Raw genomic sequence first — 14,333 nt, 5'->3', positions numbered from 1 at the left:
ACGTTTTGTGCATGCATTTCACGTCATCAGAAAATAGTGTTGGACAACCCCGGCTTTAATCAGGTTATCTGTAGCAAAGCGCCCCTTATTACGCTGTGGAAACAGAATGACTCAGGTAGACGATCACGACCTTAAGATATTGACATTATTACAATCTAACGGACGCCTCACCAACCAGGAACTCAGTGATTTAGTCGGACTTTCGGCGTCGCAATGTTCACGCCGCCGCATCAATCTTGAGCAGGCCAATCTCATTCTCGGCTATCACGCACGCCTCTCGCCCGACGCGGTGGGCCTTGGCATGGTGGGATTGATTGAAGTGCGATTGAAAAACCATACGCCGGATTATGAAGAGAGTTTCCATCGCATGGTGGAAGAAGAAGCCGCGATTGTTGATGCGTTCAAAACCACCGGCGATGCCGATTATCTGCTGAAAGTGGCGGTAGCCGATCTGGCTTCACTGAGCGCGCTGATCAGCCAGTTAGTGGCTGGCCATCAAAGCGTGGCGCACGTGAAAACTTCCGTGGTATTGAGCCGTTTGAAAGAGAACGGTTTGATGATCATCCCGCAGCACAAAACGCGCCAAAAAAGTGCGTGACGTGCTAATCTGGTGCAATTATTGCCTTAATAATGCAAAAAACGCGCACCAGAAAACAGATTTGTGCATGGGTTGATGGTTTAAGTCTCAACTGATGCACAAAAACCTGCAATAAAGCGCCTTAGTTATCAATTGGATAATCACTGGCACCCATCGGCGGCGAGCATACGCCGCCGATGTGGTGCGTTTTTTGCATTTGAACCGCATCATTTGCAATGAGATTAACCCATGGATAACGTTGTTCAACCCACTAAAGTTCCCCATTCGCTGATTGAAGATGCGCTGGCGATAGTCCTCGGCACGCTAATGGTCTCTTTCGGCGTCATTATGCTGAAACAGGCGGGTGCACTCACCGGCAGTTCTGCCGGTATTGCCTTCTTAATCAGCTATTTGTCACCGCTCTCCTTCGGTAGCGCCTTCTTCCTGATCAACCTACCATTTTACTGGCTGGCCGTGCGGCGCATGGGCTGGGAATTTACCCTGAAAACCTTCTGCGCGGTTGGCCTGGTGTCGCTGTTCACCCATCTGCATCCACTGTTTGTGCATTTTTCTGCGCTAAATCCGTTTTATGCGACACTGTTCGGTAACGTGGTGATGGGCATTGGGTTTATAGTGTTGTTCCGTCACAAAGCCAGCCTCGGCGGTATTAATATTTTGGCGCTCTGGCTGCAGGACCGCATCGGTCTGCGTGCCGGAAAACTGCAAATGGCGGTCGATACCTGCGTGGTATTAGCGTCGCTGTTTGTGGTGTCGTTACCGATGCTGTTTGCTTCAATCGCGGGCGCGGTGATCCTCAATCTCATCATCGCAATGAATCATCGTCCCGGCCGTTACATGGTTTGATGACGCATCTTTACCTCTTATTTATGACCAATCATGGAGATCTGCACCGTGTTTCAAAACGTTGATGCCTATGCCGGCGATCCGATTCTGTCGTTGATGGAAACCTTCAAACAAGATCCGCGCGATAACAAAGTAAACCTGAGCATTGGTCTCTATTACAACGAAGCGGGCATCATTCCTCAGCTGCAGGCGGTTGCCGCAGCAGAAGAGCGCCTGCAGGCGCAGCCGCATCAGGCGTCGCTGTATCTGCCGATGGAAGGTCTGAACGCTTACCGTAACGCCATTGCACCGCTGCTGTTCGGTAAACAACATCCGATGCTGCAAGCGGGCCGCATTGCGTCCATCCAGACGTTGGGCGGCTCAGGCGCGCTGAAAGTCGGTGCTGATTTCCTTAAGCGTTACTTCCCGGCGTCCAACGTGTGGGTGAGCGATCCGACGTGGGAAAACCACGTCGCGATCTTCAACGGTGCCGGTTTCGAGGTGAATACCTATCCGTGGTATGACGCGGAAACCAACGGCGTGAAGTTTGATGCGTTCATCGCCAAACTGAAAACCTTGCCGAAGCAATCCATCGTGCTGCTGCATCCGTGCTGCCATAACCCAACCGGCGCCGATCTCACCAACGCACAGTGGGATGAAACCACCGAAGTACTGAAAGCGCAGGAGCTGATTCCGTTCCTCGATATCGCTTATCAGGGCTTTGGCGCGGGCATGGAAGCGGATGCTTATGCGATTCGCGCGATTGCGGCCGCGGGTCTGCCTGCGCTGGTCAGCAACTCGTTCTCCAAGATTTTCTCGCTATACGGCGAGCGCGTTGGCGGCCTGTCTATTGTCTGCGATAGCGCGGAAGAGTCCGCTCGTGTGCTGGGCCAGCTGAAAGCCACCGTGCGCCGCAATTACTCCAGCCCGCCAAACTTTGGTGCGCAGGTGGTCTCCTGCGTGCTGAACGACGAAGCGCTGCTCAACAACTGGCTGGCAGAAGTCGAAGCGATGCGTCTGCGCATCATCGACATGCGTCAGGCATTGGTTGACATGTTGAGTACCAAACTGCCGGGACAAAACTTTGATTACCTGCTGAAACAGCGTGGCATGTTCAGCTATACCGGCTTGAGCGCGCAGCAGGTTGACCGTCTGCGTGATGAGTTTGGCGTGTATCTGATCGCCAGCGGCCGCATGTGCGTTGCCGGCCTGAACAGCCGTAACGTCAACCAGGTTGCTGAGGCGTTTGCTGCGGTGATGTAACTTCACTGCGACTGCGCGCCACAAAAAACCGCCAACATGGTTTGGCGGTTTTTTATTTATAACTTTTTTTAACTATAAACCGGACTGGTCTCGTTAGCGCTTCTCCCCATGAGTGTAAATATCCTCCAGCCTGAAACGGCGCGAGAGCGGCAATGTAGTCGCATATTTAAACTCACAAGGAAGCACGCTTATGACCCGGACCGCTTACTCTTTTGCAGTCAAACCCCTCGCTTGTGTATTAGCCTTAGCCTTTTCCCTTCCGGTTTACAGCACCGCTTTAACGCGTGATAACGGCGCACCCGTCGGCGATAACCAGAACTCACAAACCGCAGGCGAAAATGGCGCAGTGTTACTGCAAGATGTGCAGCTGATCCAAAAGCTGCAACGCTTTGACCGAGAACGCATTCCAGAGCGCGTGGTACATGCACGCGGTACCGGCGCGCACGGCGAGTTCCGCGCCAGCAAAGACATCAGCGACTTAACCATTGCCGAAGTCTTTAAACCAGGCAGCGTGACGCCGGTATTTGTGCGCTTCTCATCCGTGGTGCACAGCAAACATTCACCGGAAACGCTGCGCGATCCGCGCGGTTTTGCCACCAAGTTTTACACCAGCCAGGGCAACTGGGATTTAGTGGGTAACAACCTGCCGGTATTCTTCATCCGCGACGCGATTAAATTCCCGGACATGGTGCATGCCTTTAAGCCTGATCCACGCACCAATCTTGGCAACGACGCGCGCACCTTTGATTTCTTCTCTCACGTACCGGAAGCCACGCACGGCCTGACCATGCTGTTCTCCAACATGGGGACGCCAGCAAACTATCGCCAGATGGATGGCAACAGCGTGCACGCCTATAAGTTCGTCAACGCCAAAGGTGAAGTGCACTACGTGAAATTCCACTGGAAAACCCTGCAGGGCGAGAAAAATCTCGATCCGGGCGAAGTGGCGGCTATTCAGAGCAGCACTTTCAGCCACATGACAGAAGATTTAGTGGCATCGATCAACAACAAAGACTTCCCGAAATGGGATCTCTATATTCAAACCATCAAAGCCAGCGATCTGGATAAGTTCGACTTCAACCCGCTGGACGCTACCAAAATCTGGCCGGGTATCGCAGAAGTGAAAGTCGGCCAGATGGAATTGAACCGCAACGTGGATAATTTCTTCCAGGAAACCGAGCAGGTGGCGATGGCGCCATCGAATCTGGTTCCGGGCATTGAGCCATCGGAAGATCGCTTGCTGCAAGGTCGTTTGTTCTCTTACGCCGATACCCAGATGCACCGTTTGGGCGCCAATGGCCTGACGTTGCCGGTCAACGCGCCGCGCGTGCCGGTGAGCAACGGTAATCAGGACGGCGCGATGAACAGCGGCAAGGCTGACGATCATGGCGTCAACTATCAGCCAAGCCGTGTCTATCCACGCGAAGAGCTGCAGAGCGCCCGATACAGCCACAGCCCGCTGAGCGGCACCACGCAGCAGGCGATGATTGCCAAAACGCAGAACTTTAAGCAGGCGGGCGATCTGTATCGTTCCTTCAATGACAAAGAGAAAACCGATCTGATCAATTCTCTGGGCGGCGCGCTGAAAGGCGTGGATGTGCAGAGCCGCGCCATTATGTTGTCGTACTTCTACAAGGCTGATAAAGAGTACGGCGAACGTCTGGCTGCAATTACTAAAGACGATGTGGGCAGCATCAAAACCATGGCCGCTAAGCTGAGCGACTAACCTTCAGTCGGCAGAGTTCACGCTCTGCCGTTTTTTCCTCTCTTCAGGGTTTACCTTTCGCCGACATGCTGCACACTTAAACGGTGTAATTACTTTTAGGATTCTGGCATGTGGCATCAACAAACGCTTACGCTTGGCGCCAAAGCGCGCGGCTTTCATCTGATCACCGACGAGATTGTCGGCCAGCTTCATGGCTTATCCGATGTGCGCGTCGGCCAACTGCATCTGCTGCTGCAACACACATCGGCGTCGTTAACGCTCAATGAGAATTGCGATCCCACCGTGCGCAGCGATATGGAGCAGCATTTCTTACGCCATGTTCCGGAAAGTGCGCCTTATCAGCACGATTACGAAGGGGCAGACGACATGCCGGCACACATCAAATCGTCACTGCTCGGCGTTTCGCTGCTGATTCCGGTTAACCGCGGTCGTCTGATGTTAGGTACGTGGCAGGGAATCTGGTTGGGTGAACATCGGGTGCAGGGCGGTGCGCGGCGTATCGTGGCAACCTTACAAGGGGAATAAAAGATGAATACTTCGGATTTACTGACTTACTGCATGAGCAAGCCGGGCGCGGAGCAAAGCTTTAAAGAGTGCTGGCAGGCGACGCAGATTAAAAGTGAAGGTGTGCTGTTTGCCATGCTTTATGAGGTAAAAGGGCGTCCGGCCTTGTCGCTGAAAGCCACGCCTGCGTTGGCGGAGTTATTACGTGAGGAGCACAACGATGTGTTTCCCAGCGAACATTTAAATAAGTCGCACTGGAGCACGCTGTGGCTGGATGGTTCGCTAAAAGATTCGCAGATTTACTATCTGGTGGATGCTTCCTGGCAACAGGCTGACGCCACGCGCGCGGCGGGCGTCAACCATGATGAACACTGAGGCAAATTAAGCCGCAGAATCCTCGCGCAGAGTATTGATATCAATCACGAAGCGGTATTTCACGTCGCTTTTCAGCATACGTTCGTAGGCTTCGTTGATTTGATTCATCGCGATCAGTTCGATATCTGAAGTGATACCGTGCTTGCCGCAGAAATCCAGCATTTCCTGGGTTTCCGCGATGCCGCCAATCAGTGAACCGGCGATGCTGCGACGTTTGAAGATCAGGTTGAAGACCTGCGGTGCCGGGTGATCGTGCTCCGGCGCGCCGACCAGCGTCATGTTGCCATCACGCTTCAGCAGGGCGATGAACGGGTTCAGATCGTGCTGCGCTGCAACGGTGTTCAGGATGAAGTCGAAGCTGTTGGTGTGCGCGGCCATTTGGTCGGCATCTTTCGAGATCACCACTTCATCAGCGCCCAGACGTTTACCATCTTCAATTTTTGACGGTGACGTGGTGAACAGCACCACATGTGCGCCCATCGCATGAGCTAGCTTCACGCCCATGTGACCAAGGCCGCCCAAACCGACGATACCAACTTTTTTACCCGGACCGACATTCCAGTGGCGCAGCGGTGAGTAAGTGGTGATACCGGCACACAGCAGCGGCGCAACGCCCGCCAGATCGAGATTTTCTGGTACGCGCAGCACGAAGCTTTCATCTACCACCATGCTGGTGGAGTAACCGCCGTAGGTGATGGCTTTGGTTTCACGGTCTTCACCGTTGTAAGTACCAACGAAGCCATCCTCGCAATACTGCTCCAGCCCTTCCTGACAGCTTGGACAGCTGCGGCAGGAATCAACCATACAACCAACGCCGACCAAATCGCCCACTTTGTAGTTGTGGGTGTGAGCGCCAACTGCCGTCACGCGACCAACAATTTCATGGCCAGGCACTACAGGAAAAATGGTGTTGCGCCATTCGTTGCGCGCGGTATGCAGGTCCGAGTGGCAGACGCCGCAGTACAACACTTCAATCTGCACATCATGAGCGCGCAGTTCGCGTGGCTTAAAATCGAACGGGGCGAGTTTTGCTTTCGCGTCCTGTGCGGCATAGGCATGCGTAATATTCATGGTGTCTCCAGTAGGATGTGTCGTGATTTCTATGCGGGATCCCGTTCAGCGCACTGAAGGGATAAAGGGCGTAAGGGACGCCAAAAGGAACGTTGTAAGGATAGTCAGCAGGGGGGAATGCGTATATGCCTGAAGTTGTCTGATTCTTGCCTGTTCCTGCATTTCGTTGCGGAATCCGACAGAAAAAAACAGGCCCGCAATGGCGGGCCTGAGAGAAGTTTACTTCTTCAACATTGGCTTAAGGAAACGCGCCGTGTGTGATTTTTCACACTCCGCCACCGTTTCTGGCGTGCCGGACACCAGGATTTCACCGCCGCCGCTGCCGCCTTCCGGGCCGAGATCGACAATCCAGTCTGCGGTTTTCACCACGTCGAGGTTGTGCTCAATCACCACGATGGTGTTGCCCTGATCGCGCAGCTGATGCAGCACTTCCAGTAACTGCTGAATATCCGCAAAGTGCAGGCCGGTGGTCGGCTCATCGAGGATATAGAGCGTCTGGCCTGTGCCGCGTTTTGACAGCTCACGCGCCAGCTTGACGCGCTGCGCTTCACCACCAGAAAGCGTGGTAGCTGACTGGCCCAGACGGATATACGACAGGCCGACATCGACCAGCGTTTGCAGCTTACGCGCCAGCGCCGGCACCGCATCAAAAAATTCGCGGGCTTCTTCGATGGTCATATCCAGCACTTCGTGGATGCTCTTGCCTTTGTATTTAATCTCCAGCGTTTCGCGGTTATAGCGTTTGCCTTTGCACTGGTCGCACGGCACGTAGATGTCGGGCAGAAAGTGCATCTCTACCTTGATCACGCCGTCACCCTGACAGGCTTCGCAGCGTCCGCCGCGCACGTTGAAGCTGAAGCGCCCCGGATTGTAGCCGCGTGAACGCGCTTCCGGCACGCCGGCGAACAGTTCACGCACCGGAGTGAAAATGCCGGTGTAGGTCGCGGGATTCGAACGCGGTGTGCGACCGATCGGGCTCTGATCGATATCGATCACTTTATCGAAATGCTCCAGACCGGCGATCTCACGATAAGGCGCGGCTTCGATGGTGGTCGCGCCGTTGAGCTGGCGCTGCGCAATCGGGAACAGCGTATCGTTGATCAGCGTCGATTTACCCGATCCGGACACGCCGGTGATGCAGGTAAATAAGCCGACCGGAATCGTCAGCGTGACATCTTTGAGGTTGTTACCGCGCGCACCGGTGAGTTTCAGCACTTTGGCTGGATCGCCTTTAACGCGCTCTTGAGGGATCGCAATCTCACGTTTGCCGCTAAGGAACTGGCCGGTCAGGGAATTTTCATTCGCCATGATCGCGTGCACATCACCTTCGGCAACCACCTGACCACCGTGCACGCCCGCGCCTGGGCCGATATCGATCACATGGTCAGCGGCACGAATCGCATCTTCATCGTGCTCCACCACAATCACCGTGTTACCGAGATCGCGCAGGTGAATCAGCGTGCCAAGCAGGCGTTCGTTGTCGCGCTGGTGAAGGCCGATTGAGGGTTCATCCAGCACGTACATCACGCCGACTAAACCGGCACCAATCTGGCTGGCCAGACGGATACGCTGCGCTTCACCGCCGGAGAGCGTTTCCGCCGAGCGTGACATCGACAGGTAATTCAGGCCGACGTTCACCAGGAAGCTCAGGCGATCGCCAATCTCCTTCAGGATTTTTTCCGCAATCTGCGCACGCTGGCCGCTCAGCTTCATGTTGGCAAAGAAATCCATCGCATGACCGATGCTCATTTCTGAGATGGTCGGCAGGTTGGTGTCTTCAACAAAAACATGGCGCGCTTCACGACGCAGACGCGTACCTTCACAGCTGGCGCAGGCACGGTTGCTGATAAATTTCGCCAGCTCTTCGCGCACCGCATTGGATTCCGTTTCTTTATAACGGCGCTCCATGTTGTGCAGCACGCCTTCAAACGGATGGCGGCGCACTGAGGTGTCACCGCGATCGTTGATGTATTTGAATTCGATATTCTCTTTGCCGGAACCGTACAGAATCACTTCGCGCGCTTTGTCGCTTAGGCTGTTAAACGGAGCTTCGACATCGAATTGCAGATGCTCTGCCAGCGAGCGCAGCATCTGGAAGTAGTAGAAGTTACGGCGATCCCAGCCGCGGATAGCGCCTCCGGCCAGCGACAGCTCGGGGTTCTGCACCACTCGATCGGGATCGAAATATTGCTGCACGCCCAGGCCATCGCAGGTCGGGCAGGCGCCAGCCGGATTGTTGAACGAGAACAGGCGCGGTTCGAGTTCACGCATGCTGTAGCCACAGATTGGGCAGGCAAAGTTGGCCGAGAACAGCATCTCTTCGGCGCTGGGATCGTCCATATCGGCGACGATCGCGGTGCCACCGCTAAGTTCCAGCGTGGTCTCAAAGGATTCGGCCAGGCGCGTTGCCAGATCCTCGCGCACGCGGAAGCGGTCAATCACCACTTCGATGGTGTGCTTCTTCTGTAACTCCAGCTTCGGTGGATCCGACAGATCGCACACTTCACCATCGATACGCGCACGGATATAGCCCTGCGCGGCGAGGTTTTCCAGCGTTTTGGTGTGTTCGCCTTTGCGATCTTTCACCACCGGTGCCAGCAGCATCAGACGACGGCCTTCTTCCTGCGACAGCACCTGATCGACCATCTGACTCACGGTTTGCGCCGCCAGTGGAACGTCATGATCCGGACAGCGCGGTTCACCCACGCGCGCGAACAGCAGGCGCAGGTAGTCGTGAATTTCGGTAATGGTACCGACAGTGGAACGCGGGTTATGCGAAGTCGATTTCTGCTCAATGGAGATGGCGGGCGAAAGACCTTCAATATGGTCAACGTCCGGTTTCTCCATTAATGAAAGAAACTGGCGCGCATAGGCCGAAAGCGACTCGACATAGCGACGCTGGCCTTCCGCATACAACGTATCAAACGCCAGCGAAGACTTACCGGAACCTGACAGACCGGTGACCACAATGAGCTTATCGCGAGGGATGATCAGGTTGATGTTCTTCAAATTATGGGTGCGAGCACCGCGGACTTCGATCTTATCCATTCACCTTTCCCGGATTGAACAACACTCGCCATGCCTTGCCAGCACGACCAGCAGAAACGGTCCATTATGGCACAAAAAATAAACTGAATAAATATCCAGTGTTTTTGCTATTCCGTCCGCCGATAAATTTTGGAATCCCGCTCTAAAGTGGGCACACGCCAATGTGACGTGATACAATTTTTCGCTTAGACTTTTAGCATCAACTCATCGGGAGACAGCAACATGGCCAGTCGTGGCGTAAACAAAGTGATTCTAGTCGGGAATCTGGGTCAGGATCCGGAAGTGCGCTACATGCCAAATGGTGGCGCGGTAGCCAACATTACGCTGGCCACGTCAGAAAGCTGGCGCGATAAGACAACCGGTGAAAACAAAGAGATCACGGAATGGCACCGCGTTGTGCTGTTCGGCAAGCTGGCGGAAGTGGCTGGCGAATACCTGCGTAAAGGTTCTCAGGTTTACATCGAAGGTCAGCTGCGTACCCGCAAATGGACCGATCAGGCCGGCCAGGATAAATACACCACTGAAGTGGTGGTTAACGTTGGCGGCACCATGCAGATGCTGGGCGGACGTCAGCAGGGCGCGAACGCAGGTGGCGCACCAGCGGGCGGCCAGGGCGGCGGCAATAACAATGGTTGGGGCCAGCCACAGCAGCCACAACAGCAGCCGCAGGGCGGTGGCAACCAGTTCAGCGGCGGTGCGCAGCAGCGTCCACAGCAGCAGAGCGCGCCTGCTAACAACGAACCGCCAATGGATTTTGACGACGATATTCCGTTCTAAAAATACAGAATGTAGTATCTGTTCAGAGCCCCGCAATGCGGGGCTTTTTATTGTTCAAAAAAGATATTTTTATTATTTAATCAATCGCTTATCGAATGAAAACGGCAGCTTTTTTATGCTCGACAGATAATCCTCAAATACCGTATGTTCCGGATTCAATATCGCATTATTTTCCATCAGAATAATGCTTGAGGGAATAATCAACGCTGCATCTTCCCCCGATTGAAGCCAACCTGTACCCAAATCCATAGTCGAAACCGGAGCCGGATCCTGTCGCCAATCGGTTGGCAAAAATGCTTCTCCAATATAGGAGACTTCATCGTCAGGAATCTCGATGCTGAATAAAGTGTAATCATCCAAAATCGACTCGTTCGAAACGTGCACCAGCACTTCAAGCGCAGCAAGTGAAACCGAGGTTGCGACATAAATGGTTGCGTGGCCTTTGTGATTCCAGCGGCCACCGTACTGTTTCGCACCGTTGCCGGTCCAGGCTTCAGAAGCGTATAGCGTTTTGGTTAGCCGATAGAAAATCACGAGAAGACACCATGCTCCAAACGGCCAATCAAATCGAGCACATCCAGTGCGCCGCTTTCAGTGGCTAGCAATGTAATAGGGGCAATGTTACCTAATCCTTTGACCGGCCGGCTTAACCATTGCGTAGCATCTTCTTTATTACCACCAAACAATTGAACGGCTGCATCCATCACTCGGACGAAGCGGGCTATGCGTTCGCTCTCATCGGGTGACAAGCTTTTACCTGCGCTTTTACGGCGGGCAATATTTCGCTCATTGATGCCAGTGACCTTCATAATTTCGGCTCTACTCATTGCCGACCAATGACGAATGTCATCAATCACCGCGACCGGCAAGCCCGCCTCAAGCATGCGAGTTAGCTCCAATCCGCGTGGGGGTAAGCCAGCAAAGCGCCAAAGTGCATTGTCATGTGATTTGCCATCAGGAATGTAGGCTCTCATAAAATTCTCCAGGTCTGACAAATGTCATACTCTATTATTGACACTTGTCAGAAGTTTTCAATAGCAGAACCTCTAATGCGGTCGCCATTCCCGCAATAACGCTTCCGTCTCACGTACCAGCACCGGGTTGCCCGGCATAATCAAATCGGCCCACACTTCGTTGTGCTGATTAATCTGCTGCTGCGCGGAAACATACGTGCGGTCGGCGGTGGTATGCGCATCGGCGGCGACGGTGATGTGATAGCCGAGGCTGGCGCCGACTTTGATGGTGGTATCGACACAGTAATCGGTCGCGCAGCCGCAAATAACGAAGCTTTTAATACTGCGTTGGTCGAGCTGAGCGGCGAGATCGGTTTGCCAGAAACTGTCGCAGGCGGTTTTATTGACAAAGATGGCGTTGGCCGGCTGCTGCAACTCGGGCACGATGGCCCAGCCTGCTGAATTGACCTCTAAACCTGGCCCAACGTGCTGGATGAAGATCACCTGATCGGCCGCAGCGGTTAACTGATTGATCCGCTCGCAGCGTCCGGCACGATCAAAACGCGGCGATGCCAGCACGCCATTTTGCATATCCACTACCACAACCACACGATTAGCCATTTTGATCTCCTGTTAAGTTTTGACAGTGTCCGGTGAACTCGCAACGAGGTAAAGCAAATCCGCTTTGCATTTATCGCCACTGCCGCGCATGCTTATAAGCGATTTTTCCCGGAGGTGTGTCGTGAAGGTGGTTCCTGAAATCTTTCCTTGTGAGCAAGATCGTGCGCAGTTTCAGCATTTCGCTGAGCTGCCGGGCATCGAGCTGTATCAGGCGCACATCTCCCGCTACGCTTTTGAACCGCATACCCATGAAGCCTTTGGCATCGGCACTATCGAATCCGGCGCCCAGCGCTTTCGCTATCGCGGCGCCAGTTACACCGCGCCGCAGCATTCGCTGGTGATGATGAATCCTGACGAGCTGCACACCGGTGAATCTGCCTGCGACGAAGGCTGGCGTTATCGCATGATCTATATCGATCCGCAGGAGATGGATCGTCTGACCGGCGATCGTCATTGGTGGTTCACCGATGCTCTGCGCACCGATGCGCGTCTGGCGCAGCCGTTTTCTCAATTGCTGGCGCAGATGTGGCAGGCGGAAACCCCGCTGGAGCGTGAAAGCATTTTGCTCGAACTGCTGGAGTTAATGCGTCCGCTGGCGCGTCAGGGACAGCAGCGACCTGTCGAAGGTGCACATCGCTTTGATGCGGTAAGAGACTATTTGCGTGAAAATCTCGCCGAACCGGTGCGCCTCGAAGAACTTGCGGCGCTGGCATCACTGTCGCCGTGGCATTTCCTGCGCAGTTTTAAACAACACTTCCACGTCACGCCGCATCAAATGCTGATGGCTTTTCGTCTGTTCGCAGCAAAACAGCAGCTGGCACGCGGCGACAGTGCGGCAACCGTCGCGGCATCGGTTGGTCTTACCGATCAGGCTCATCTCACCCGCGCCTTCGCGCATCGCTACGGCATCACGCCGGGCCGCTATCAAAAACAAGTGTTCCCTTCACGCTAACCGCAATCTGCTACAAGCCTTTAGCCCCCGCCTGCGTCACACTGCAGCGGAATGCATATAAAGGAAGAGTTTATGTTTGCTGGAATACTGTTTGCGCTGGCGGCGGGACTGATGTGGGGATTGATCTTTGTGGGCCCGCTGTTAATACCGGATTATCCCGGCACCTTGCAATCGGCCGGGCGCTACGTCGCCTTTGGTTTGGTGGTGTTGCCGCTCGCCTGGCTGGATCGCCGTCGTTTGCGTCAGCTGGCGCGCAAAGACTGGATTGAAGCGCTGAAGCTGTCGCTGATTGGCAATTTGCTCTATTACGCGTTTCTCGCCAGCGCGATTCAACGCACCGGCGCGCCCATTTCTACCATGATTATCGGCACCTTGCCGGTGGTGATTACCGTGACGGCCAATCTCTGTTATGGCCATCTTGAAGGGCGCTTGCCGTGGCGTAAATTGACGCCAGCGTTGCTGATTATTGCTGTGGGCCTGGCTTGCGTGAATGCCGCCGAACTCCAGACGCAAGGCCCCGATTTTGATTGGTCGCGCTATCTCACCGGTTTAGGGTTAGCGGTTCTGGCGGTGGCATGCTGGACATGGTATCCGCTGCGTAATGGTTTATGGTTACGTGCGCATCCCCAGCACAAGCCATCCAGCTGGGCGACGGCACAAGGTTTGGTGACGCTGCCGCTGGCAATAGTGTTCTATCTATTAGTCTGCGTGCAGCTTCACTGGCAGCAACCTGCATTTGCGCTGCCATTCGGGCCGCAGCCGCAACGCTTTCTATTATTGATGTTAGGTATCGGGCTGATTTGCTCATGGTTGGGCACGCTCTGCTGGAATGCGGCCAGCCAACGCGTGCCGACGGTGATCATGGGGCCGCTGATTGTGTTCGAAACCTTAGCCGGTTTGCTGTGGACATTCCTGTGGCGACAAAGCTGGCCGCCGCTGCTAACCGCGCTTGGCATTGGTTGTTTGATTATTGGCGTGATCTACGCGATGCGTATTAAACCCGAGCCGCGCATCACTGCGGTATAGGTCATCAAAATAGGGCTGCTGAAAAATCATTTCGGCAGCGTACTACGCTGTATTTTAAGAATTTGACTAACCCTTTTCACGCGCCTCTTCGCCCATTCAGGCGCTCAGCTGGCCATCGATATAACATTTTGGCTAATTACAGCCCTCTTTTTAGCGCTGATTTGTCATAAAAAGTCATACCGTTTCGTCCGGCGCATGAGTGTTTAACCGTATTAAGGCTTCCTGAACCTTCACGAATCTCCGATCTTCCTGGCTATCGCAGGCCCTAAAGCGGAAAAAACCGACGCATTAACGCGCAAAAACATGCATCTAACCTACCTTTTATTGCCATTTGGCACTGAAGATTGGCACTTGAAAACCACTTTTTGCTTAAGGGAATCGAGAGATGTTAAGAAAGATTCCATTAACCTTTGGCAAAAAACCATTAAGCGTAGCGATGAATAGGGTGCAGGAATTTAACTTATTTCCCGCTTTTTGGCCGTTATTGTTTAGGGCAGGTAACCTTTGTTATCAGGATTATTCCTGGCAACAGAAGAGGGAGTTATGGTCTACGCGTGTCAAACGATTGACGAATCGATCTCAGAACAGATCCAGATG

Annotated in this window: 14 protein-coding genes; 9 read left to right on the top strand and 5 right to left on the bottom strand. The window is 54.0% G+C overall.

Annotation, left to right across the window (positions count from 1 at the left end; translation table 11 throughout):
• Positions 1 to 106 precede the first annotated feature (106 nt).
• The 6 genes from MWH02_RS17320 (at position 107) to MWH02_RS17295 (ending at position 5,288) form a co-directional block, all read left to right on the top strand.
• Positions 107 to 598 (top strand): Lrp/AsnC family transcriptional regulator, encoded by a 492-nt coding sequence (locus MWH02_RS17320; RefSeq protein ID WP_097095220.1) that lies wholly within the window; start codon positions 107 to 109, stop codon positions 596 to 598.
• A gap of 228 nt (positions 599 to 826) precedes the next feature.
• On the top strand, positions 827 to 1,441 hold the full coding sequence (locus tag MWH02_RS17315) for a YitT family protein (protein ID WP_008109953.1): 615 nt from the start codon (positions 827 to 829) through the stop codon (positions 1,439 to 1,441).
• Positions 1,442 to 1,489: 48 nt separating this feature from the next.
• Positions 1,490 to 2,683, top strand: a complete 1,194-nt coding sequence (locus tag MWH02_RS17310) for an amino acid aminotransferase (RefSeq protein WP_271461126.1) — start codon at positions 1,490 to 1,492, stop codon at positions 2,681 to 2,683.
• Between the two features lie 190 nt (positions 2,684 to 2,873).
• On the top strand, positions 2,874 to 4,409 hold the full coding sequence (locus tag MWH02_RS17305) for a catalase (RefSeq protein ID WP_137384966.1): 1,536 nt from the start codon (positions 2,874 to 2,876) through the stop codon (positions 4,407 to 4,409).
• A 108-nt stretch (positions 4,410 to 4,517) separates the two neighbouring features.
• A complete protein-coding gene (locus tag MWH02_RS17300; RefSeq protein ID WP_061718371.1) occupies positions 4,518 to 4,934 on the top strand; it encodes a secondary thiamine-phosphate synthase enzyme YjbQ in 417 nt (138 codons plus the stop codon).
• A 3-nt stretch (positions 4,935 to 4,937) separates the two neighbouring features.
• Entirely contained in the window at positions 4,938 to 5,288 is a 351-nt protein-coding gene (locus tag MWH02_RS17295) for an MmcQ/YjbR family DNA-binding protein (RefSeq protein WP_101763060.1), read from the top strand.
• 6 nt (positions 5,289 to 5,294) lie between these two features.
• Here the strand turns inward: MWH02_RS17295 and MWH02_RS17290 are convergent, their stop codons facing one another.
• Together MWH02_RS17290 and uvrA are read right to left on the bottom strand one after the other, a co-directional pair.
• Positions 5,295 to 6,359 carry an NAD(P)-dependent alcohol dehydrogenase gene (locus MWH02_RS17290; protein ID WP_271461125.1) on the bottom strand — a complete coding sequence of 355 codons (1,065 nt, stop codon included), beginning with the start codon at positions 6,357 to 6,359 and terminating at the stop codon, positions 5,295 to 5,297.
• A 219-nt stretch (positions 6,360 to 6,578) separates the two neighbouring features.
• The gene (uvrA, locus tag MWH02_RS17285; protein ID WP_110868157.1) at positions 6,579 to 9,407 is read right to left on the bottom strand and encodes an excinuclease ABC subunit UvrA; all 2,829 of its coding nucleotides are present in this window, start codon (positions 9,405 to 9,407) and stop codon (positions 6,579 to 6,581) included.
• A 222-nt stretch (positions 9,408 to 9,629) separates the two neighbouring features.
• Between uvrA and ssb1 the strand changes: the two genes are divergently transcribed.
• Positions 9,630 to 10,184 (top strand): single-stranded DNA-binding protein SSB1, encoded by a 555-nt coding sequence (gene ssb1 / locus MWH02_RS17280; protein ID WP_192236001.1) that lies wholly within the window; start codon positions 9,630 to 9,632, stop codon positions 10,182 to 10,184.
• A gap of 72 nt (positions 10,185 to 10,256) precedes the next feature.
• Here the strand turns inward: ssb1 and MWH02_RS17275 are convergent, their stop codons facing one another.
• The 3 genes from MWH02_RS17275 to MWH02_RS17265 form a co-directional block, all read right to left on the bottom strand.
• On the bottom strand, positions 10,257 to 10,718 hold the full coding sequence (locus tag MWH02_RS17275; RefSeq protein WP_271461124.1) for an RES family NAD+ phosphorylase: 462 nt from the start codon (positions 10,716 to 10,718) through the stop codon (positions 10,257 to 10,259).
• Complete coding sequence (locus MWH02_RS17270; RefSeq protein ID WP_101763056.1) at positions 10,715 to 11,158, bottom strand: Xre family toxin-antitoxin system antitoxin; 444 nt, start codon at positions 11,156 to 11,158, stop codon at positions 10,715 to 10,717. The genes MWH02_RS17275 and MWH02_RS17270 overlap by 4 nt, the downstream gene beginning before the upstream one ends.
• Positions 11,159 to 11,230: 72 nt before the next feature.
• Positions 11,231 to 11,758, bottom strand: coding sequence for an isochorismatase family protein (locus MWH02_RS17265; protein WP_271461123.1), 528 nt, complete (start codon positions 11,756 to 11,758; stop codon positions 11,231 to 11,233).
• A 121-nt stretch (positions 11,759 to 11,879) separates the two neighbouring features.
• Between MWH02_RS17265 and MWH02_RS17260 the strand changes: the two genes are divergently transcribed.
• Positions 11,880 to 12,710, top strand: coding sequence for an AraC family transcriptional regulator (locus MWH02_RS17260; RefSeq protein WP_101763054.1), 831 nt, complete (start codon positions 11,880 to 11,882; stop codon positions 12,708 to 12,710).
• Between the two features lie 72 nt (positions 12,711 to 12,782).
• The gene (locus tag MWH02_RS17255; protein ID WP_271461122.1) at positions 12,783 to 13,736 is read left to right on the top strand and encodes a DMT family transporter; all 954 of its coding nucleotides are present in this window, start codon (positions 12,783 to 12,785) and stop codon (positions 13,734 to 13,736) included.
• Positions 13,737 to 14,333 lie beyond the last annotated feature (597 nt).

Source organism: Pantoea leporis, from assembly GCF_028048155.1.
GTDB classification, from domain to species: Bacteria; Pseudomonadota; Gammaproteobacteria; order Enterobacterales; family Enterobacteriaceae; genus Pantoea; species Pantoea leporis.
Note: the sequence above shows the minus strand (reverse complement) of the source record. Positions and strands in the feature narration are given on the sequence as shown.

What these genes read in the sequence shown, in the direction of transcription:
- MWH02_RS17320 (WP_097095220.1), top strand. Translation starts at nt 107, where the DNA reads ATGACTCAGGTAGACGATCACGACCTTAAGATATTGACATTATTACAA.
- MWH02_RS17315 (WP_008109953.1), top strand. Translation starts at nt 827, where the DNA reads ATGGATAACGTTGTTCAACCCACTAAAGTTCCCCATTCGCTGATTGAA.
- MWH02_RS17305 (WP_137384966.1), top strand. Translation starts at nt 2,874, where the DNA reads ATGACCCGGACCGCTTACTCTTTTGCAGTCAAACCCCTCGCTTGTGTA.
- MWH02_RS17300 (WP_061718371.1), top strand. Translation starts at nt 4,518, where the DNA reads ATGTGGCATCAACAAACGCTTACGCTTGGCGCCAAAGCGCGCGGCTTT.
- MWH02_RS17295 (WP_101763060.1), top strand. Translation starts at nt 4,938, where the DNA reads ATGAATACTTCGGATTTACTGACTTACTGCATGAGCAAGCCGGGCGCG.
- MWH02_RS17290 (WP_271461125.1), bottom strand. Translation starts at nt 6,359, where the DNA reads ATGAATATTACGCATGCCTATGCCGCACAGGACGCGAAAGCAAAACTC.
- uvrA (WP_110868157.1), bottom strand. Translation starts at nt 9,407, where the DNA reads ATGGATAAGATCGAAGTCCGCGGTGCTCGCACCCATAATTTGAAGAAC.
- ssb1 (WP_192236001.1), top strand. Translation starts at nt 9,630, where the DNA reads ATGGCCAGTCGTGGCGTAAACAAAGTGATTCTAGTCGGGAATCTGGGT.
- MWH02_RS17270 (WP_101763056.1), bottom strand. Translation starts at nt 11,158, where the DNA reads ATGAGAGCCTACATTCCTGATGGCAAATCACATGACAATGCACTTTGG.
- MWH02_RS17265 (WP_271461123.1), bottom strand. Translation starts at nt 11,758, where the DNA reads ATGGCTAATCGTGTGGTTGTGGTAGTGGATATGCAAAATGGCGTGCTG.
- MWH02_RS17255 (WP_271461122.1), top strand. Translation starts at nt 12,783, where the DNA reads ATGTTTGCTGGAATACTGTTTGCGCTGGCGGCGGGACTGATGTGGGGA.